Genomic DNA, 21,206 nt, shown 5'->3' on the forward strand with positions numbered 1-21,206 from the left:
CACGCTCAGCGCGGCGCGGTCTCGGCGTGGGCGCGCAGCAGCATGGCGAGGCCCGGCTGGTGGGCCGCCTGCGCGAGTTCGGCCGCTCGGAGCAGGTTGCGCTGCTCGGACCCGAGACCGTCCGTGGCAACCTCGCTCGGCGGCAGCTGGAAGGGCGGCACGCGCTCGGGGACGGCGCGGAGGTCCAGCTCGCCCAGCGTGAACGTGAGCAGCTGGAGCGCCGCGCGTGCGTGCCCTTCGGCCGCCAGGGCCTGCGCACGCGCCTCCGCCACCTGGGCCAGCAGGCCGGCGGTCCCGGGCGCGCCGTTGCCCAGCTGAGCATGAGCCTGGCGCAGCAGGGGGAGCAGGCCATCGGCGGGCGCCGTTCCCGTGCACGGCGCGAGCGTCAGCAACACACCCGTGATGCAGCTCGGGGCCCCCATCCGGCGCGCTAGCTCGGCGTCCGTGGTGAAGCGTGGGCGCTCGGGGTGGGCGTCCAGGAAGCGCCGCACGCGCGGGTCACGACCACCGGGGCCGCGCAGCGCGAAGGGGCGCAGGTCGGGGTGTCGCCGGTACACCAGCTCCCATAGCCAGCCCGAGCTCGCGAGCCCGAGAGGGATGACCACCACGTCGGGTCGCTGACCCTCGACCTCTTGCAGGTACATCAGGGGCGCCGCGTTGTGGTCGGCCTCCACCAGCAGCACTGCGTTAGGGGGCAGCTCTGCGAGGGCGGCCTCCGCCAGCACGCGGGTGAAGCGGTCGTCCACGCGCGTGCGCTCCCAGGGCGCGGGCGTAGCGAGGCCCGCCACCGCCAGCAGCGTGATCAGGGCCGCCACGTGCACCACACGACCACGCGTGTGGGCCCACTCCGCCGTGAGCGCGCAGCCTCCCGCCATGAACCAGAGCGGCGCGCCGAGGTACCCCAGGTAGTCCAGCACGCCCGGTGCGAACGGGTCGTAGCGCGCGTACCAGCCAACGTTCAGAAGCAGCAAGAGCGCACAGGGCAGCAGCAACCGCCGCGCGCGCAGCGCCACCCCCAGCAGCCCCAGCAAGGGCAGCGCCAGCAAGCCCACGCGTCCCGCCCAGCTCACGAACGCGCCCACGTTCGCCGCGAAGCCCGCCGAGGCCAGCGCCACCGACTTGCCCTGGTAGTCGGCGCCGCTCAGGTAGGCGCGCAACGTGGGCCAGTCGCTGGGGCGACCCCAAGCCACCACGTCGGGGTCGCGCGCGGCCAGCGGGACGTAGAGCCAGATGAGCATCCCCAGCAGCGCCGCTCCCACCGCTGGGGCGAGCGCGCGCAGGGGCAGCGTGCGGCGAAAGAGGGCCAGCAACACGAGCGGCGACATGGCGAGCGCGAAGAACGACGCGGTGACCGCGTTCGCTCCGCTGGTGAGCGCCAGCAGCAGCCCTGCGAGCGCCATGAAGCGTGTCCGGGTGCGGCCCTCGGGCGCATCGAGCGCGGGCAACAGACAAGCCAGCGACAGCGCGCCGAGCAGTGTCCCGAGAGGATAGACCTCGATGCGCGAGGCCGGCTCCCAGAGGCTGGCGTGCACGCCCAGCAGCGCCACCACGAACGGACGCGCGCGGCCCACCCAGCCGGTGGGGCAGGGCGCCACTCGGTCCAGCACGCTCACCACGGGCACCACGGTCAGCGCGCACGCCAGCGCCGAGAGCAGGTTCAGGCACACCAGCGGCGCGACGCCCAGCAGCCCACCCAGCCCCACCAGCCCGTGACCCAGCAGCGTGTGCAGCGGCTGGCCGATGGGGTGACCCACGCCTCCTTGCACCGCCACCAGCGCCAGCTCGGGGCTGTCGTAGAAGCCCATGTCGCGCGACATGCTGAGCGCGTAGTAGAGCCCCAGCGCCGCACACGCAGCCGCGGTCTCGCGCGGGTGAGCGAGGAAGCGTGGGGTCTCGATGGGCTGGGTGTCGGCCGTCATGCGGGCGGCTCGGTGGCGCGTGGGGCCGGAGAGAGGAGGCTCAGCAGCCCGCCAACGCCCGACACGGCGAGCTGTGTGGCGAACAGCGCGAGCGAAGCCGCCACGGCCACGGCGCCCGGCACGCCCAACGGCCGGTACAGCTGCACGAAGGCCCCCTCGCGGATGCCCGCGCCGGCGTGTGTGAGCGGGAAAAAGGCGGAGACGGCCGCCAGCGACACCACGGTGAGCGAGTGCGTCACCGCCACATTGGGCGCCAGGTCGGCCACCAGCACATGACCGCTCAGCGCGGTGAAGGTATGGGTGAGCGTGGACAGCGCGAGGGCGAGCACGAAGGGGCCACGCCGCTCGAGGGCCGGTACACGTGCCGTGATGCGCGCCAGGAATGCGGGCAGGTGGGGCGTGAGCTTGGGGGCCAGCGCCACGGCCAGCACCCCGCCCAGCGCCGCCAGGATGGCCAGCCCCGCGTACACGATGGGGACCTGCACGCCGGGCAGCGGCCACAGCGAGAAGCTGACGCCCACGAAGAAGAAGAGGCCAATCAGCCCGCACAAGCGCTCCACGAACACCACCGTGAGGCCCGCGGTGGCGCCTGCGTCGCCGAACACCTCGCGGCTGGCCACGCCGCGCACCAGGTCACCGCCCACCCCGCCAGGCAGCCACAGGTTGTAGAAGAACCCCATGAAGTAGAGCGAGAGCAGCCGGCCCGGGCCCGGCAGGTGCTGCGCCCCGTAGGCCCGCATGACGGCGGCCCAGCGCCAGGTCCCGATCACGGCCGTGAGCGCGATGAGCGCGGCGCTGCTGAGGAACGCCTGCGCGGAGATGCCCTGTAGCGCACGACCCAGCTCGGTCGGGTCATTCCGCACGATGACGAAGGCCAGGATGCCCACCGAGAACGCCACCTTCACGGCCAGCCACGTGTAGCGGCGGGTGCGCGACGCGCTCTTGGTTGCGACGCCGCTCGGCTCGCTCGTGCGTTCGTCGCCGGGGCTCATCGCGCAGTTGTAGCGTGGGAGCGATCCGGCCGCAGCAGTTCGTGCTGCTGGAGGTGCGCCATGAGCGTGTCGGCTTGGCGCTCCACCTCCGGCGCCAGCGTCTCCAGCACCTCGGCCACGCGCGCGCGGTCACCCGGCTGGAAGCACAGCCGCGGCCGGCGGGAGAGCGCGCGCTCCAGGAACTCGGCTACGCGCACAGGCTCGCGGTAGGCGTGCGGGGGGCCGGCGTCCCGCAGGCGGCGCAGCAGCAGCTCGAAGCCCACGCCCTGGTCACGGAACCCGAACACCAGCGGGTCGTGCTGCGCGATGGCGTGCGCGGCCTCGAGTGCTTCCACGTACGGCTCGCTCGCGTGGCGTGTCAGCAGCACGCCGTCCAGCAGCAGCTCGGTGCCCACGTGGGCCACCGCGCGCGCCGTGCCCCAGCCCACCTCGCGCTGCTCGAGCGCCTCGCGCGCGATGCCGGACAGCAGGAGGAACGTGGGCGCAGCGTGGAACGCATCGTCGGTGCGGTGATGCAGCGCCACGCCTTCCGCCACGCGCGCCTCCGTGACGGTGGAGAGGCGCGTGCCCGACATGGTGGCGAAGTCCGGCAGCATGCTGCCCAGCACGAAGCGTGGCTCGCGCTCGAACCAGCCCGCGACCACGGCGTGACCGAAGAAGTTCATGGGGCCTCCGGCGCGCCGGACAGGAAGCGCTCCAGCTGGGCGAAGCGCTCCCCGCCCAGCAGCGCGCTCGCGTCGCTGAAGAGATCCACGCTGGGGTCGCTTCCGAACCACGTGCGCTGCCGCCGCGCGTACGTGCGCGTGGCCTTGCGGATCAGCCGGCGGGTCTCGTCGAGCGACACGCCATCGCGCAGGTGCGCCACCACCTCTTTGTAGCCCACGCTGCCGAACGCGCGCGCGCTGTCGGCATGGCGCTCCCGCAGCGCGCGCACCTCGTCCACGAAGCCCCCGCTGAGCATGGCGTCGAGGCGCTGCTCGATGGCGCGCGTGAGCTGGTCGCCCGGCGGGTCCAGCACCACCATGAGGGACGCGTAGCGCCGGCCCCCCAGCGCGTGCTCCGCCTGCAGCTCCCCGAGGGCGCGTCCGGTCTGCTGGTACACCTCGAGCGCGCGCACGATGCGCAGCTGGTCGTTGGGGTGCACGGCGGCGGCCACCTTGGGGTCCACCAGCGCCAGGCGCGCGTGCAGCGCGGGAGCACCGAGGGCCGCGCTCTCGGCCTCGAGCGCCGCACGCAGCTGGGCATCCACCGGGGGCAGGGACACCAGCCCACGCAGCAGCGCCCGCAGCCACAGCCCCGTGCCGCCCACCACCACGGGGACCTTGCCGCGCGCGCGCACGTCCGTGATCGCCGCGCTGGCGCGTCGCTCGAACTCGCCCGCGTCCATGCCGTCTTCCGGCGCGAGGATGTCCACCAGGTGGTGCGGGAGCTGCGCGCGCTCGCTCGCCGTGGGCTTGGCGGAGCCGATGTCGAACCCGCGGTAGACCTGCACGCTGTCCGCGCTGATCACCTCGATGGGGAAGCGTTCGGCGAGCGCGAGCGCCACGCGCGTCTTGCCGCTGGCGGTGGGGCCGGCCAGCACCAGCAGCCTGTCCTCCGGCGCGCGCTCGTTCGGGGTCTCGGTCATGGCTCAGCGCCCCAGCCGCTTCTCGAGCTCGGCGAACGAGACGTCGTAGACCACCGGGCGCCCGTGCGGGCAGTGGCCGCGGAACTCGCCCACCTCGTCCATGGCGCGCAGCAGCGCCTGGCACTCGGGCACGCTCAGCGTGTCGCCGCCCCGGATGGCCGCGTGGCACGCCATGGTGGCGATGGCCATGTCCACAGCGTCCCCGTAGGCCCGCTCGCCCGCGCGCGAGAGCTCGTCCAGGAGGTCCTTGATGAGGCGCTCGGGCGAGGCCCGCCGCAACAGCGTGGGCACGGCGTGCACCGCCAGGGTGCGCGCGCCGATGGCGCTCAGCTCGAAGCCCGCGCGGGCGATGGCGTCGTGGGCCTCCTCGGCCAGCGCCACGTCGTGCTCGGTCAGCTCGATGCGCTCGGGGAACAACAGCCGCTGCGTGCTGACGCTCTTGTTCGCGAACGCGGCCTTCATGCGGTGGAACACCACGCGCTCGTCGGCCGCGTGTTGGTCCAGCACCACCAGGCCGTGCTCGCCTTCGCACACGATGAGCATCTGGCGCACTTGCCCCAACACGCGCAGGCGGCCGAACACGCCCTGCGGCGGGAAGAGCACGGCATCGCTGGCCGAGGGGAGGGCGGGGCCTGCCTCGAACACGCTCGAGAAGCTGGCCTGCGCCGGCTGCCCACGTGCTGCCGACGAGCCTCCCCACCAGGCCCACAGGCTGCGGCCCAGCAACGGCGAGCGACGCCCCCGCGTAGGGCACGGGCGTGGCGCCGGCCGAGAGGGGAGGCGTGGGCGCGGCACCCAGACCACCGAGGCGACCCTCCCAGAACCCGCTGCTGGAGCGGCTGGCCGGCCCGCCGAAGGCCTGCGTCCCCAGCTCCTTAGCGAGCACCCGTGTGACCGCCTCGTAGGTGGCCGAGCCGGCGGCGAAGCGCACCTCGCTCTTCTGCGGGTGCGCGTTCACGTCCACCTCTTCGGCGGGCAGGTCCACGTGCAGCACGCCCGCCGGGAACCGCCCGGGCGGGATCACGCTGCCGTAGGCGAACGTCACGGCGCGCGCGAGAGAGGCGTCTCGCACCGGCCGCCCGTTCACGAACAGGTAGAGGTTCTTTGCCCCCGTGCGCGCCCGCTCCGGCGCGCCCAAGGCGGCCCGCACCCCCAGGCTCGCGCGCTGCCCCTCGATGCGCTGCAGCGTCTCGTCGCCGAAGTTGGCCTGCGCGCGCGCGAACCAGTCCTTGGCCGGCAGCCACTCGCCCACGCGCCGCTCGTTGCTGAACACGTGCAGCCGCAGCTCGGGGTGGGCCAGCGCCACGCGACGGCACACGTCCATGACGTGGCTGGTCTCGGTCTGCCTGGCCTTCAGGAACTTCCGCCGCGCCGGCACCGCATGGAACAGGTCGCGCACGCTGATGGTGGTACCGGGCGCGCACCCCATGGGCTGCAGGGGCTGCACGTCCCCGCCATGCACGCGCACGCGCACGCCTTCCACGTCCTCGGCCCGCCGCGTGGTCAGCTCGAACCGGCTGACCGACGCGATGGAGGGCAGCGCCTCGCCCCGAAACCCCAGCGTCTTGATGTGCGTGAGATCGTCGAACGAGCGGATCTTGCTGGTGGCGTGCCGCTGGATGGCCAGCGCCGCGTCCGCGGGCCCCATACCGTGCCCGTCGTCGTTCACCACGATGCTGTCCACGCCGCCCTCGAGGATGGTGACCGTGACGGACGTGGCCCCTGCGTCGAGCGCATTCTCCAGCAGCTCTTTCACCACGCTGGCAGGCCGCTCGACGACCTCGCCCGCTGCGATCTGGTCGATCAGCGCGTCGTCCAGCAACCGGATGCGCGGCTCGGCCTGACTCATGGCAATCCGGGTACCAGAGGCGGGCTCGCCCCGCAACGTTCGCGGTCGCTGTGCCCAAGGGTGGTTGGTGTTTGAGTTTCCAAGCAGTTAGCGTGACTTGGGCAGGGCCTTTCGTTGACCCCCAAACACCCCGGTGATACGGTCCCTCGTCCTGCGCTAGCCCGTTCCCTGCTTAATGATGGCCACCAAGATCTGCCCAGTTTGTAAGAGCGAGTACGAAGGCGGCGAGGTCTTTTGCCCGCTCGACGGGGCCCGCGTGGTGACCCACACGCAGATGGAGTCGGGCGACATCCCGGACGATCCGCTCATCGGGCAGATGCTCGACAAGTACAAGGTCATCCGGCAAATCGGCGAGGGCGGCATGGGCCTCGTCTACGAGGGCATCCACACCGTCATCGAGAAGCGCGTGGCCATCAAGCTGCTGCGCGACGACTTCTCGAGCCGTCCCGAGGTGGTGGCGCGCTTCCGCCAAGAGGCCAAGAGCGCGTCGCGCATCGGCCACGAGCACATCGTCGACATCAGCGACTTCGGCGAGACCATCACCGGCGCCAGCTACTTCATCATGGAGTACCTGGAGGGCGAAGACCTCGCCAACGTGCTGGAGCGCGAGGGCGTGCTGGCCGTCCAGCGGGCCATCGCCATCGTCAGCCAGTGCTGCCGCGCGCTCGGCGCCGCGCACTCGAAGGGCATCGTCCACCGCGACATGAAGCCCGAGAACATCTTCTTGGTGTCGCGCCACGACAACGCGGACTTCGTGAAGATCGTCGACTTCGGCATCGCCAAGATGTCGGACATCGAGACCCCCGGTGAGCCCGGTCGCAAGCTCACCAAGACCGGCATGATCTTCGGCACCCCCGAGTACATGTCGCCCGAGCAGGCCGCGGGTAAGCACCTGGACCACCGCGTGGACGTCTACGCCATGGGCGTCATCCTGTTCGAGTGCGTCACCGGGCGCGTGCCGTTCGTGGGTGACTCGTTCATGGGCATCCTGACGCAGCACATGTTCGAGGACCCACCTCCGCTGGCCGAGGTGAACCCGCACGTGGAGTGCAGCGCCGAGCTGGAAATGGTCATCTACAAGGCGCTGGCCAAGGCGCCCGAGGATCGCTACCAGGACATGCCCGAGCTGCTGGAGGCGCTCGAGGCCGCGTCCGAGGGCCGCGTCGCCAAGTCCACGCTGGCGGGCTACGGCGAGCCCGTCAAGGCGCAGCGCAAGGCGCCCCGCTCGCTGGCTCCCGGCCGAGCCGTGGCCCCCGTCGCCGCCCCCGAGCGCAGCAAGCTGCCCATGATCCTGGCCATCGTCACGGTGCTGGCCCTCGGCGGCGGCACCGCGGCGTGGTTCATCAGCCAGCGCCCCGTGGTCGTGGCCGAGACCCCCGACGTGAACACGCCGCCCGACGCGGCGATCGTGGACGCGGGTGGGCAGCCCCAGGTGGCGGTCGCGCCCGAGACGGGCCTCGCCGAGGACGCTGGAGCAGAAGGCCCGGCCATGACCATCGTGCGCGTGGAGACACGCCCCGAGGGCGCCAGCGTGCAGGTGGCCAACACCCAGCAAATCTGCGGCCCCACGCCCTGCACGCTGGAGGTGATCTCGGGGGTGCCCATCGTGCTGCAAGCGCGTCACGGCCTCTCTGTGGGTGACCTCGAGATCACGCCCGAGGGGTCCAGCACCACCGTGCAAATGGCCCTGGTGCGGCGCACCGGCGCGGGTCGCCCGCCCACCACCATGGGCACCACCGAGACGGGCAGCGACACGCGCATGACCGACGGGCAGACCAGCACCATGATGAGCGGCGACCTGAAGGTGCCGGACATCTTCCGCTGACGTCGGCGCTTGCGCTTGGTGCACCGGGGCCCCAGGGTGCCCGCGCCATGACGCGCCAGGATCCGGATACCCTAGAAAAGACGCTCGCCGACCTCGAGTGGGACCGCCTCTCGCAGGCCGTGGCGGAGCGCTGCCGTGGCCCGCTGCGCGCGCGCTTGCATCGCCTGCCCATCGCCGAGACACGCGAGGGCACGGTGCTGGCGCTGGCCGAGACGCGCGAGGCCATGACGCTCGCGTCCATGGGTGAGGCGCTGCGCGTGGACGGCGCGCGTGAGGTGCTGCCGCAGCTGCAGCGTCTCGAGAAGCGTGGCGCGCTGGACGGGCCCGCGCTGCGTGACCTGATGAGCGTGCTGGGCGTGGCCCGTGCGCTGCGGCTCTTCCTGGGGCGTCACCGGCACGTGGCCCCCACGCTGCATGCGCGCTGCGCGCTCGACCCCACGCTGGACGTGCTGCTGGACGAGCTCGAGAACGCCATCGAGTCGGATGGCAGCGTGTCGGACCGCGCCAGCCCCGAGATTCGGCAGCTGCGCACCGAGGTGGCCAACCTGCGCGCGCGCTTGATCGCCAAGCTCGAAGAGATCCTGCACGAGAAGGCCGCCATCCTGTCCGACGGGTTCTACACCGAGCGCGATGGTCGCTATGTGGTGCCGGTGCGGCGCGACGCGCACGAGACGCTGCCCGGCATCGTGCACGGCACCAGCGCCAGCGGGCACAGCGTGTTCGTGGAGCCGCGCGCGCTGGTGCCCTTCGGCAACCGCCTGAAGATGGCGCAGGGCGAGCTCGACCGCGAGATCACCCGGTTGCTGGCGGTGCTGTCCGAGCTGGCCGCCGAGCGTCTGCCCAGCCTCATGGCGGCGGCCGATGCCATCGATCACGCGGACCTGCGTGGCGCTTGCGCGCGCCTCGGCGAAGACCTGCGGGCGCGCGTCATCGACCTCTGCGACGACGCCGAGATCGACCTCAAGGCCGCGCGCCACCCGCTGCTGCTGCTGGACGGCGTGGACGTGGTGCCGAACGACCTGCCCATTGGTGCGGGCCGCGCGCTCGTGCTCTCGGGGCCCAACGCGGGCGGCAAGACGGTGGCGCTCAAGACGCTGGGGCTGGCGGCGCTCATGATGCGCGCGGGCCTGCCCATCCCGGCCGCAGACGGCAGCCGCTGTGGCTTCTTCACGCACGTGGCTAGCGACGTGGGGGACGACCAGAACCTCCACAAGAACCTGTCCACCTTCTCGGCGCACGTGACGCGGCTGGTGCGCATGCTGGACGAGTGCCAACCCGGCGCGCTGCTGCTCATGGACGAGCTGGCGGGCGGCACGGACCCCGAGGAGGGCAGCGCGCTGGCCTGTGCGCTGGTGGACACCCTCTGCCGGCGCGGCGGGGCCGTGGCGGTCACCACGCACTACGAGGCCTTGAAGGCCATGGCCATGCGCGACGACCGCCTGATGAGCGCCGCGGTGGGCTTCAACGTGGCGGCCATGCTGCCCACGTTCGAGGTCACGCTGGGCATGCCGGGGGCCTCGAGCGCGCTCGACGTGGCCCGCCGCTTCGGGGTGCCCGAGATCGTGATCGAGCGCGCCCGCGCCGTGCTTCCGGAACAGACGCGTGACTTCGACCAGCTGGTGCGCAGCATCGAGGTGCTGCGTGAGCAGACGCAGCGCAGCCTGAGCAGCGCGGCCGAGCGTGAGCGCGCCGCCGAGGCCCTGCATCAGAAGGCCCAGGCCAAGCTGGACGCGCTCATGGTGGCCGACCAGCGCAGCGTGGAGCGCGCCACCACCAAGCTCTTCGACGACCTGCGTGACCTGCGCGAGCGCATCAAGGAAGCGCGCAAGAGCCTGCGCGAGGCGCGCGACGAGCAGACGCTGCAGTCCCTCCTGAAGAGCGCCGATGACGCGCTGCGGGGCGCCAACAACCTGGTGGCCGAAGCGCGCGCGGGCCGCGAGGAGCCGCGTGGGGACGCAGCGGCCGTGACGCCGGCCGGTGAAGCCGACGTGGCGGTGGGCAAGACCGTGCACGTGGCCCGCCTCGGGCGCAGCGCCGTGATCGTGGAGGGGCCGCTCAAGGGCAAGGTGCGGGTGGCGGCCGGCGCCCTCAAGCTGTGGGTGGACGTCAGCGAGCTGGGTGGCGCGCCCAAGGACAAGGCGGCCGAGCGCGCCGCCCCGCTCGAGCCGCTGAGTGTGCCGATGAGCGCGGCGCCCAGCACCCCCACGGCGGACAACACCCTCGATCTGCGCGGCATGCGTGTGGACGACGCGCTGGCCCTGCTGGAGGCGTTCCTAGACCGCATGTTCGGCGCCGGGGAGACCACGGCCTACGTGCTCCATGGGGTGGGCAGCGGCGCCTTGCGGGATGCCGTGCGCACCCAGCTGCGCGAGCACACCCGCTATGTGCGGGACCAGCGACCGGGGGAGCGCGACGAGGGCGGCGAGCGCATCACCGTGGTCCACCTGGTGCGGTAGTACCGCCTCATTCCCATCAACACGCTTGAACCCGCCGCAGGGCCCGGTTATAGGAACGACGTGAGCGAACGCGGGCAACCCACTGTGAGGGAGCTTCAGCATCGAGCCGAGCGCGCGCTCGAGGGCGGTCGACGCGCGGATATCGAGCGCACGCTCATCGAGCTGGCGCGCGTGGCCCCGGTGGGCAGCGACGCGGCGTTGTTCGCGCACCGCCACCTCGCCGAGCTGCACCTCGAGGACAACCCCTGGCGCGCGGCACTCCACCTGCGGCGGGCCATCGACGCCGGGCACCCGCGCCACGGCGACGTGCTGCACGCGCTCATGGGCCTCTGCCAGGCGCTGCTGGGCAACTATGCATACGCCGCTCGCTGCTACCGCCGCGCGCTGAGCTTCGCGCCCGGCACCCCGTGGTATCACCACAACCTTGGCCACCTGCTGGACGTGGGCCTCGACGACCTGCCGGGCGCCGAGCACCACCTGCGCCTCGCTTACGAACAGGAGCCCCTGCACGACGAGGTGGTGGCTTCGCTGGCGCACTGTTTGGCGCGTCGCGGCAACTTGCCCGAGGCGCTGGTGCTGGCACGCGAGGCCGTGTCCCTCGCGCCCCGCCACAAAGAGCACCGGGCCCTCAAAGACTGGATAGAGCAGGGGGCGCCGGCCAAGCGTCCCCGCACCGTGAAGCGCGTCATGGGGCGCGTGGGCGGTGCACCCAGCGCGGGCGCCGAGTTCGACGTCGACGCCTCCGCCTACGAGGACGAGTTCTCGGAGTCGGTGGCCGCGCTGCTGGTGGACCAGATGATCGCCGGTGGCTTCGACCCAGACGACATCACCTGCGCGCGCGATGTGCTGGACGACTACATCGGCCTGCGAGACGCGGTGGGCAGGCCCGACGTGCTGGCCGCCGCCGTGGAGTACACGGTGTCGCAGCTGCGCGGGCTGGGTCGCAGCCAGCAGAACATCGCCGACCGCTACGGCGTGACGCGGGGCGCGCTGGGCCACCGTTCGCGCGACATCCGCACGGCGCTGTCGCTCCATCCTCAGACGCGCTGAGCCGGCGCTGCTCTTGTCCGCGTCCCAATCGCCGGAAAGTTGCCGGCGATCGCCGCTCCGTCGTATGCGTGGCTCGTGGATCGACTGCCTGCCGCCACCTCCCTCTCCCGTGCCCTTCTGACGCTCTCACGCTCGTCGGCGACCGGAGTCTTGGACGTCGTCGCGAGCGGTGTGGAGCGTGGCCCGTCTCGAGCCCGCGTCAGCGTGGTGGCAGGGACGCCGCGCGCCATCGCGCTGTCTGAGCCGGACGGTGACTCTCTCGGCGACCTGCTGGTGGCTTCGGGTGCGCTGCGCGTGGCGAGCGCGCTCGGCATCGAAGCGGCGCTCGGCGGCGAGCACTCGGCCATGCGCCCCGTGGGCGAGTGGTTGGTGGCGAGCGGGCTGGTCTCACAGCGCGACGTGGAGACCGCGCTCACGCTCCAGCTGCGCCGCCGCTTGATGCGCCTGTTCGCGTTCCGCGACGCGGACTACCGCTTCACGGCAGGCACCCCCGAGGTGGGCGTCCCGCTCATCGATGCTCCCGTGAACGTGTCCGAGCTGGTGCTGGGCGCCATGCGCGAGGCGCTGTCCGACGAGAGCCCCACTCAGCTGCGGCGCCGCTTGGGCGAAGAGCTGCTGGAGCTCACGCCGCTCGGTGAACAGATGTTGGAAGAAGCCGCGCTCGATCCGAGCGAGCTGGCCATGGTCTCGCTGCTGCGCGCGAGCGCGTGTCAGGTGGAGTCCGTGCTGGCGGCATCCAACGGCAGCTTGCGCGCGCTGCGCACGCTGGCCTCGTTGAAGCTCGTGCGTGCGGTCGCGCCGCGCGGGCCCGACTCCTACGGGCTGCTGCTGCGCAAGCACCGCGAGGTGCAGCGCCACGCGAGCGCCTGGACCCTGCTGGACCTGCCGTCCACGGCGGCGCCCGATCAGGCACGCGCAGCGCTGCGTCGCCTCGCGCGCAGCCTGCACCCGGACCGCTTCCAGGGCAGCGGCTCCACGTCGGCGCAGCGCATCTCGCACGAGGTGCTGACCGCGCTGGTGAGCGCCGAAGCGGACCTGCGCTCCGGTCGCTGAGGGCGCTCGCAAGCCGTCAGCGGAGAGTCAGAGCGCATCGTGAGCGTTGTCGTGAGCGTTGTCGCGTCCCTACCCGGCCCTCAATCGGGCCCGGACTTGGCGGGAGGTTCCAACCGCAGGGGAAGTCAGCCCAACGGCCCGACTGGGAGTTCCGAAGCCCTGGATGAGGCTGAAATCGAGACCCATCCAGCCTTGAACCACGCAGTCCGCGCCCGGTAGGGTGTCGGTGACTTCCGTCGCCGTCGCCGTCGCCGTCGCCGACAACGATCACGTCAACGGCTACGCACGGGCTCGTTTCGAGGGTACGTCCTGGCGCCTCTGTGGACCCATACGGTCCAGACCGCGCGACCTAGCGGCGCGCCTTCTTGGGCGCGGGCTTCTTTGTGGCTTTCGCCTTTGGTGCGGGCTTCTTGGGAGCAGCCTTCTTCGCCACGAGCTTGGCCTTGGGTGCAGTCTTCTTGGGCGCGGGCTTCTTGGGAGCAGCCTTCTTCGCCACGAGCTTGGCCTTGGGGGCAGTCTTCTTGGGCGCGGGCTTCTTCGAAGCAACCTTTGCTGCGGGCTTCTTGGGCGCAGCCTTCTTCGCCACGGGCTTGGCTTTGGGCACAGGCTTCTTGGGGGCAGCCTTCTTGGCTGCAGCCTTCTTGGGCACAGCCTTCTTGGGGGCAGCCTTCTTGGGGGCAGCCTTCTTGGGGGCAGCCTTCTTCGGAGCGGGCTTGGCCTTGGGGGCAGGCTTGGCCTTGGGGGCAGGCTTCTGCGCGGGCTTGGCCTTCCCCGCTGGGGCAGCCGTCTTGGCCGGCACCGTAGCCACGCCGGTCCTCGCCGCCGCGGCTTTTTCCACCGCTCCGCTCGTGGCGCCGGATGCGGGCTTCGCAGCCGCAGGCTTCACGGGCGCAGCAGCCACCACCGTTGGCACCACGGGCTTGGCCACCAGCGTGACCGGCTTGAGGTTGGCCGGCTTCAGCGCGGGGGCCTTGGGCTTCTCCACCGGGCTCGGCGGACGCTCCGAGGCGGAAGCCCCGCTCCCGCTGACGACTCCGTCCTTCTTCTTGCGCAGGATGACGCGGCGCGGCTTGGTGCGGCCCTCGTCGCTGGCGCTCGAGCTCGCGCTGGTGATCGCTGGAGCGCTCACGTTCCCCGCCGAGGTGATGGGCGTCAGCGCGTGGCGCATGCCCACCATGTCGGCCGTGGGCATTTGACCTGCGCGGGTGGCCGCGCGGTGCGCCGCTTCCATGGCGCCGGTCTTGCCGAAGTAGCGCTTCATGGGGTCCAGATACAGGCTGCGCCAGATCTCGCGCGCGGCGGCCGCATGCCCCGCCGGGATCTGCGAGTGCTGGATGCTCACCTTGGTGCCACCGGCCGCAGGCTGCAGCAGCACATCCACCTGAGAGTCTGGTGCGTCAGCGGGAAAGTCTTGCGTCCGCCAAGCCAGGAGGATGCGCTTCCCGGTCTCGAGCTTCACGTGGGTGGCCTCGATGAAGCGAGCACGGGCGGTGACCCGGCCTCCGACCCACGGATTGATCACTGCCACCGAGCCCGTGATGGCGCTGTGCCGCCGAGAGTCCATCCACGCAGCGTAGATGGCGTTCGGGCTAGCCGGTATCAGTGATGAGACTTGAACCTCTTCGAGGGACATGGCGGTGCTGATCCGTCGCGTGTCACGAGAAAGAAGTCCACAAAAACCTTGACTCGCTCACCAACTTTGCAACGGGGCGTTTCAAAAACGCGAACAATTTCAATGTGACAATTATCAGCCAGTTGTCGCCGTTCGACGATCGTGGACACACCCCCGGATTCCTGCGCGCTCGCCTCGGCCGGCCATTCGCTCTAGTCTCGCGCGCGGTGACCCCTCGTCTCCATCCGATCTACCTCGACCGCGGCGGCACGTTCTGTGACGGAGTCACGCGTGATCCGCGCACCGGGGCCGTGCGCGTTGCGAAGCAGCTCTCCACGGACAGCGCCCCGCTGGACGTCATCCGCGAGCTGCTGGAGCTCGCACCCGGAGCACCCATCCCGGCCTGTCACGTGCGCATGGGCACCACGCTGGCCACCAACGCCCTGCTGGAGCGCCGTGGGGCGCGTACGGCGCTGGCGATCACGCAGGGCTTCGGGGACCTGTTGCGCATCGGTGACCAGTCCCGCCCCAAGCTGTTCGAGCTCGACATCGTGCGCCCGGAGCCGCTGTACGAGCGCGTCATCGAGCTCCACGCGCGTGTGGCCGCCGACGGTGCGCGCTGCGTGAGCTTCCGTGCCGACGCGCTGCGCCGCCATCTCGAGCGACTGCGCGCCGAGGGCATCCAGTCGCTGGCCGTGGCGCTGCTCCACTCACCCACGGCGCCAGAAGACGAGCTCTCCGTGGCCGCGCTGGCGCGCGAGGTGGGCTTCGAGTGGGTCACGCTCTCGCACGAGGTGGCACACACGCTCGGGTTCCTGGCGCGCGCCGAGACGTGCGTGGTGGACGCGTACCTCACACCGGTGATCCGGGCCTACGTGTCCGAGCTGGAGCGCGCGCTGCCCGGCAGCCGCATCGAGCTGATGCAGAGCGGCGGCGACATGATGGAGGCGGCACGCTTTCGCGGGCGTGACGCGGTGCTGTCGGGGCCGGCGGGGGGCGCTGTGGCCGTGGCAGACGTGGCTCGCCGCGTGGGGGCGCGCGAGGCCATCGGCTTCGACATGGGCGGCACCAGCACCGATGTGTGCCGCTTCGCGGGTGAGCTCGAGCGCGTCTACGAGGCGCGTGTCGCCGGGGCCCGCCTGCGCGTCCCCATGCTGGACATCCACACCGTGGCGGCGGGGGGTGGCTCTCTCTGTCGGCTGCAGGGGCGCCGCTTGGTGGTGGGGCCCGAGAGCGCAGGCGCCCGGCCCGGCCCGCTCTGCTATGGCGACCCCAACGCCACCGAGCTGGCGCTCACCGACGTGGCGCTGTTCCTGGGGCGTGTGCCCGACACGCGCTTTCCATTCCCGCTGCGGCGCGAGCGGGTGGCGCGGCGGCTCATGGAGCTGAGCGACAGCCTGGGCTTCGGTCAGCACGAGCAGGGCGCGGCCCGCGTGGCCGAGGGCTTCCTGGAAGTGGCCGCGGCCACCATGGGCGAGGCCATCCGCAAGGTGTCGGTGGCGCGTGGCCACGACGTGCGGGACCACGCCTTGGTGGTGTTCGGCGGCGCGGGCGGTCAGTACGCGTGCCGTGTGGCGCGCACGCTGGGGGTTCGAACCCTGGTGTTCCATCCGCTGGCGGGTGTGCTGTCGGCCTATGGCATGGGTGTGGCGGAGACCGCCTGGCACGGGCTGCGCGATGTGGCGGGCGTTCCGCTCGAGGAGGCCCAGCTGCCGGCGCTCCAGCGCCTGGCCGACGAGCTGGCCGAGGAAGGGCGCAGGCTGCTCGCGTCGAGCGACGTCACCGAGGCAGGCTTCGACGTGGAGCAGAAGGTGGACCTGCGCTCGGCCGGCACGGAGACCTCCCTGTCGGTCGCACTCGCTGACGCCGCCGGCATGCGCGCCGCGTTCGAGCGCGCTCACGTGGCGATGTTCGGCTACGTGCGTGCGCAGCCCGTGGTGTGCGCGGCCGTGCGCGTGCGGGTGGTGCTGCGCGCCACGTCGCTCGGCCCGTCGAACGACGCCACTAGCGTCCCTCCGGTGATGCCAGACCACCCCACCACCCGAGAGGCGGCGACCACCTCGCTCTTCCTGGACGGTGCGTTCCGTGATGTCCCGCTCTACGCACGCGAGCAGCTGCCTACCGAGGTGGCGGGCCCCGCGGTGATCACGGAGGCCACCGCCACGCTGGTGATCGAGCCTGGCTTCACCGTGCACCGCCGCGCCGATGACATCTTGGTGTGCACGGACGAGCGCGACCCCCGCGCGGGCCTCGCCCCCGTGCAGGAGGACACGCGTCTCGACCCAGTGCGCCTCGAGATCTTCCACCATCGGTTCATGTCCATCGCCGAGCAGATGGGGGCTGTGCTCGAGCGCACCGCCATGAGCACCAACATCCGCGACAGGCTGGACTTCAGCTGCGCCATCTTCGACCGCGCGGGCGCGCTGATCGCGAACGCGCCGCACATCCCCGTGCACCTCGGCGCCATGAGCGAGTCCGTGTTGGCCGTGTGTGCGGCGCATCCACGCATGGCGCCGGGAGACGTGTTCGCCACCAACGACCCCTCGGGCGGCGGCTCGCACCTGCCCGACATCACGGTGGTGACTCCCGTCCACCTGGACGACACGGGCCCCGCGTACTTCGTGGCGTCGCGTGGCCACCACGCGGACGTGGGCGGCATCACGCCCGGCTCCATGCCGCCGTTCTCCCGCACCCTCGCCGAAGAGGGCGTGGTGCTGCGCGCGCTGCAGGTGGTGGTGCGCGGTGAGTTGCAAGAAGACGACCTGCGCGCGGCGCTCGGCTCAGGCCCACACCCGGCGCGCCGCCCCGAAGAGAACCTGGCGGACCTCGGCGCACAGATCGCCGCCAACCAGCTGGGCGAGCGGCTGCTGCGCGAGCTGGTGGCGCAGGTGGGCCAGCCCGTGGTCGATGCCTACATGGCGTACGTGCAGGACGACGCGGCCGCGTCCGTGGCCGAGGCCATCACCGCGCTCCCCGACGGAGAGCATCGCTTCGAGGACGCGCTCGACGACGGGGCGCCCATCTGCGTCAGCGCACGCATCACGGGCAGTCACCTCGCGCTCGACTTCACGGGGACGGGGCAGGCGCTCGACACCAACCTCAACGCGCCGCGGGCCGTGACGCGCGCCGCCGTGATGTACGTGCTGCGCTCGCTGGTATCGCGTGAGATCCCACTCAACGCAGGCTGCGTGCGCGCCGTCACGCTGACCATCCCGCCCGGATCGCTGCTGGACCCGCCGCCCGAGTGCGCTGTGGCGGGTGGCAACGTCGAGACCTCGCAGCGCGTGGTGGACGTGCTGCTGGGGGCGCTCGGCCGCGCCGCCGCCAGTCAGGGGACCATGAACAACCTCACGCTGGGCGACGACCACTTCGGCTACTACGAGACGATTGGCGGTGGCGCCGGTGCCAGCGCGGCCCATGCTGGCGCCTCGGGCGTGCACACGCACATGACCAACTCTCGGATCACCGACGTCGAGCTCCTGGAGGCGCGCTACCCCGTGCGTGTCCGGCGCTTTGCGCTGCGGCGAGGCTCGGGTGGCGCAGGCCGGCACCCGGGGGGCGAAGGGCTCGTGCGCGAGCTGGAGTTCCTGGCCCCGCTCACCGTGAGCGTCATCTCCGAGCGCCGCACGCGTGCTCCCTTCGGCCTCGCGGGCGGGCAACCCGGCGCCCCGGGAGCCAACTTCCTCAACGACGCTGCATTGCCGGGAAAGTGCTCGGTGCGCGTGGCGAGCGGCGACGTGCTGCGCATCGAGACCCCCGGGGGCGGCGGCTTCGGGCCTCCACCCATGGCGGGAAAAGCGCAGCCGTGAAGCTCTGGACGCGGCTCAAGAACGTCGTCGTCAGCGGCATCCTCGGGCTCGACGACTCGCCGCAGCGCATCGCGCTCGGGGTGTTCTTGGGCTTCGTGGTCGCCATGACCCCCACGCTGGGGCTCCAGATCGTCATCTACGTGGCGCTCGCCGCGCTGCTGCGCGTGAACAAGGTGGCCGGTGTGCCCATCTTGTTCATCACCAACCCCGTGACGGCCGTGCCGGTCTACGGCTTCTGCTGGTGGCTGGGCAACCTGGTGCTCCACGGTGGGAAGGGCGAGTCCAGCTGGGAAGAGGTTCAGGCGCGCCTCATGGCAGCCGAGTCGGGGAACAACGAGAGCCTGTGGGAGCAGATGCTCTCCGCCGACTTCTGGAGCCGCGTGGGCAGCGCCATGGCGCAGCTGGGGGGCGAGCTGTGGCTCGGCTCGCTGGTCAGCGGCGTGGCGCTCGGGCTCCCAGCCTACGGCCTGGTGCTGTGGGGGGTGGGCGCCTATCGCAAGCGCACGCGCGAGAGCGTGAATCCCGAGCCCGCGCTCCCCGAGGCCATCGTGCGCAACGAGCGCTCGACGCCCCCGCCACCGCCACCGCGCTAGACCAGCTCGGCCGGCAGCAGCTCCGCGAGCCGCGCGAACTCTTCCACGCTGAGGGTCTCGCCGCGACGCTGGCCATCGATGCCCGCTGCCGCGAGCGCCGCGTCCAGCTCCGTGGTGTCCGGGAAGAGCCCGCGCAGCGCGTTGCGCAGCGTCTTGCGGCGCTGGTGGAAGGCGGCGCGCACCACGGCCTGCAGCTGGGGGGTCTCTTCGGCCCGTGGCACGTCGAGCGGCGTCAGCCGCACCACCGCGCTCTCCACCTTGGGGGCGGGGTGGAACGCGCCGCGCGGCACGTCCAGCACGTGGTCGATGTCGTAGACCGCGGACAGGAACACGGACGGCGCACCGTACGGTCGCTCACCCGGCGCCGCCAGCCAGCGCTCGGCCACCTCGCGCTGCACCATGACCACCACGCGCGCGATGCTGCGGTGCTGCTCCACCAGGTTGCGCGCGATCATCCCGGTGATGGCGTAGGGTAGGTTGCCCACCACCACCACGCGCTGGTCACTGCCCGGGTCCATGAAGCTTCCGAGGTCCACGCTCCCGGCGTCCCCGTCCACCACTCGGAAGTTGGGCGCGTTGCCGTACTCCTGCCGCAGGACCGCGATCATGTCGGGATCACGCTCGAGGCCGATGATCTCGGCGCCCGAGTCGATGAGCGCCCCCGTGAGCGTGCCGAGGCCGGGGCCCAGCTCCACGCAGCGCTCGCCGGGCGAGAGCCCTGTGGCCTGGGCGATGCCGCGCACCGTGACCTCGGAGATCAGGAAGTTCTGCGAGTAGTGGCGCTTGGCGCTCAGGCGGTGGCGCCCCAAGACGGCCCGCGGATCCTCGAATTGCCAGGTGTTCACGAGGCGAGCCTGCCAGAGGGCGAGGCATACGCCAGCGCGGACGCGGCGTCGGCCCCGTCCGACACCCGCAGCGGCACCCCCAGCCGTCCGAAGAAGGCGCGCGCCTCACGCAGCTGGCGCGCCTCGGTGCGCCCGTGGACGGCGGCCTCGAGCGGGGTCTCGGGGCGGCTGGTCAGCATCAACACCGTGAGCGCGTGTCCGTGGGCCTGCAGCAGCTGCACGGTGCGCCGCAGCGCGTCGGTGTTCACCACGCCGTGGAAGTCGGTGATGAGCGTGATGGAGCGCGGCGCGCGCTCGCGTGAGGCGGCCAGCTGCAGCGCCTCGGCCAACGCCGTGCCCTTGCGCCCGTAGTCCGCCTCCGGGGCGGTGAGCGAGCGGCAGCCCGCGGCTGCGACAGAAGGCCCGCAGCGTGCGCGCCTCGGGCGTGTCGGCGTGCACGTTCTGCTCGAAGGCCTCGCGGTCGAGCGATGCGTGCACGTGCCGCACCAGCGAGCGGTAGCGCCCCGACTTACCCGGCGAGAAGTCGAGCCCGTCCTGATGCCGGATGTAGCGCGCCACCAGGGCACCCACCTGATCGTCGTCGAAGGCCGTGAGGTCCGCGTCCACCACCTCGGTGGCCGCCAGCATGGCGTCGTACAGCTTGGGCAGCTGCATGGCGCCTTCTCCGACGGGCACGTGCGCGATGGGACGCTCGTCCGCCAGCACCAGGCCCACACGGTCTCCGTCGCGCAGCGCCCGCAGCGAAAGGGCCGCGCAGGCGTCGATGGCGTGGTCCAGCTTGCGCGCGCCCGGCTCGCCGCCGCGCATGCTGCCCATGACGTCCAGCACCACCACGTGCGCCTCTTGGACCTCCTGCTCCACCTCCTTGATCAGCAGGCGCCCGCTGCGCGCGCTGGCCTTCCAGGCGATGGACTTGAACGAGTCGCCGGGCTGCAGCTGCCGCAGCTCGTGGAAGTCGGTGCCGCCCCCTCGCCGACGCTGCGCCGTGCGGCCCGCGCGGCTCGCGGCATAGCCCGTGCGCGGGTGGCTGCGCCGGGCCAGCGCCGCCGCGCGTGGCAGCACGCGCACCACCAGCGGGTTCGGGAAGTAGAGCGGCATGCTGAAGAGGCCAAAGGGACCGCGCAGCGAGACGGCGAGCCCGTGCAGCACCACACGCCCCACGGCCCGCGCGCTCAGCCGGCAAGTGAACTCGGTGCGCGAGCTGGGACCCACCCGCAGGTCGCTCTCGGGCAGCGGCAGCAGGTCCACCGCCTCGGCAGCCAGCGGCCGCACGTCGGTCAAGGCCAGCGGCTCACCCCCGCGGTGACGCACGTAGCAGCGCACCTGGAAGGGCGCGCCGGGGACGATGGTGCCGCTGCTGCCGCTCGCGCGGTCCAGCCACCACGCAAACTCGAGCCGCTGTTTGCGCACGCGCCGACCGAGCGGGACCGTGCGCGCCGCCGAGAAGGCCAGCGTCAGCAGCGTGGCGGACGCCAGCGCGACGGCCGGCGCCGAGGACAAGACCAGCCCACACCCCAGGAAGCCCACGGCCGTGATGAAGAGCAGGCGAGCCTCGAGTGAGGGGACGGGCAGCATC

The 21,206-nt window shown here is 71.9% G+C and carries 14 protein-coding genes and 1 pseudogene; 6 read left to right on the top strand and 9 right to left on the bottom strand.

Features of this window, described 5'->3' with window-relative positions; genetic code table 11:
* Nucleotides 1–5: 5 nt before the first annotated feature.
* The 6 genes and pseudogenes from IPI43_09025 to mutL form a co-directional block, all read right to left on the bottom strand.
* Nucleotides 6–1,919 carry a DUF2723 domain-containing protein gene (locus IPI43_09025; protein ID MBK7774271.1) on the bottom strand — a complete coding sequence of 638 codons (1,914 nt, stop codon included), beginning with the start codon at nt 1,917–1,919 and terminating at the stop codon, nt 6–8.
* The gene (locus tag IPI43_09030) at nt 1,916–2,911 is read right to left on the bottom strand and encodes a flippase-like domain-containing protein (GenBank protein MBK7774272.1); all 996 of its coding nucleotides are present in this window, start codon (nt 2,909–2,911) and stop codon (nt 1,916–1,918) included. The genes IPI43_09025 and IPI43_09030 overlap by 4 nt, the downstream gene beginning before the upstream one ends.
* Entirely contained in the window at nt 2,908–3,576 is a 669-nt protein-coding gene (locus IPI43_09035; protein ID MBK7774273.1) for a hypothetical protein, read from the bottom strand. The genes IPI43_09030 and IPI43_09035 overlap by 4 nt, the downstream gene beginning before the upstream one ends.
* Nucleotides 3,573–4,538 carry a tRNA (adenosine(37)-N6)-dimethylallyltransferase MiaA gene (gene miaA / locus IPI43_09040; GenBank protein ID MBK7774274.1) on the bottom strand — a complete coding sequence of 322 codons (966 nt, stop codon included), beginning with the start codon at nt 4,536–4,538 and terminating at the stop codon, nt 3,573–3,575. The genes IPI43_09035 and miaA overlap by 4 nt, the downstream gene beginning before the upstream one ends.
* A gap of 3 nt (nt 4,539–4,541) precedes the next feature.
* Nucleotides 4,542–5,264: a hypothetical protein gene (locus IPI43_09045; protein ID MBK7774275.1), complete on the bottom strand. Its 723-nt coding sequence runs from the start codon at nt 5,262–5,264 to the stop codon at nt 4,542–4,544.
* 142 nt (nt 5,265–5,406) lie between these two features.
* Nucleotides 5,407–6,387, bottom strand: a pseudogene (mutL, locus tag IPI43_09050) (DNA mismatch repair endonuclease MutL).
* A gap of 178 nt (nt 6,388–6,565) precedes the next feature.
* Here mutL and IPI43_09055 point away from each other — a divergent pair.
* The 4 genes from IPI43_09055 (at nt 6,566) to IPI43_09070 (ending at nt 12,771) form a co-directional block, all read left to right on the top strand.
* Nucleotides 6,566–8,212 carry a protein kinase gene (locus IPI43_09055; protein ID MBK7774276.1) on the top strand — a complete coding sequence of 549 codons (1,647 nt, stop codon included), beginning with the start codon at nt 6,566–6,568 and terminating at the stop codon, nt 8,210–8,212.
* Between the two features lie 47 nt (nt 8,213–8,259).
* The gene (locus IPI43_09060) at nt 8,260–10,668 is read left to right on the top strand and encodes a Smr/MutS family protein (GenBank protein ID MBK7774277.1); all 2,409 of its coding nucleotides are present in this window, start codon (nt 8,260–8,262) and stop codon (nt 10,666–10,668) included.
* A 60-nt stretch (nt 10,669–10,728) separates the two neighbouring features.
* Nucleotides 10,729–11,718, top strand: coding sequence for a tetratricopeptide repeat protein (locus IPI43_09065; GenBank protein MBK7774278.1), 990 nt, complete (start codon nt 10,729–10,731; stop codon nt 11,716–11,718).
* A gap of 75 nt (nt 11,719–11,793) precedes the next feature.
* Nucleotides 11,794–12,771 (top strand): hypothetical protein, encoded by a 978-nt coding sequence (locus IPI43_09070; GenBank protein ID MBK7774279.1) that lies wholly within the window; start codon nt 11,794–11,796, stop codon nt 12,769–12,771.
* 349 nt (nt 12,772–13,120) lie between these two features.
* On the opposite strand, the gene IPI43_09075 is transcribed toward IPI43_09070, so the two are convergent.
* Nucleotides 13,121–14,335, bottom strand: a complete 1,215-nt coding sequence (locus IPI43_09075; GenBank protein MBK7774280.1) for an SRPBCC domain-containing protein — start codon at nt 14,333–14,335, stop codon at nt 13,121–13,123.
* A gap of 275 nt (nt 14,336–14,610) precedes the next feature.
* On the opposite strand from IPI43_09075, the gene IPI43_09080 reads away from it, so the two are divergent.
* Nucleotides 14,611–18,192: a hydantoinase B/oxoprolinase family protein gene (locus IPI43_09080; protein MBK7774281.1), complete on the top strand. Its 3,582-nt coding sequence runs from the start codon at nt 14,611–14,613 to the stop codon at nt 18,190–18,192.
* The gene (locus IPI43_09085) at nt 18,189–18,785 is read left to right on the top strand and encodes a DUF2062 domain-containing protein (protein MBK7774282.1); all 597 of its coding nucleotides are present in this window, start codon (nt 18,189–18,191) and stop codon (nt 18,783–18,785) included. Before IPI43_09080 ends, IPI43_09085 begins: the two co-directional genes overlap by 4 nt.
* Here IPI43_09085 and rsmA read toward each other — a convergent pair.
* Together rsmA and IPI43_09095 are read right to left on the bottom strand one after the other, a co-directional pair.
* Nucleotides 18,782–19,630, bottom strand: coding sequence for a ribosomal RNA small subunit methyltransferase A (gene rsmA, locus IPI43_09090; protein MBK7774283.1), 849 nt, complete (start codon nt 19,628–19,630; stop codon nt 18,782–18,784). The genes IPI43_09085 and rsmA overlap by 4 nt on opposite strands.
* Before the next feature lie 105 nt (nt 19,631–19,735).
* Nucleotides 19,736–21,205, bottom strand: coding sequence for a DUF58 domain-containing protein (locus IPI43_09095; GenBank protein MBK7774284.1), 1,470 nt, complete (start codon nt 21,203–21,205; stop codon nt 19,736–19,738).
* Between the last annotated feature and the right edge of the window lies 1 nt (nt 21,206).

The sequence above is a fragment of the Sandaracinaceae bacterium genome (assembly GCA_016706685.1).
Classification (GTDB): domain Bacteria; phylum Myxococcota_A; class Polyangia; order Polyangiales; family Houyiibacteriaceae; genus JADJJE01.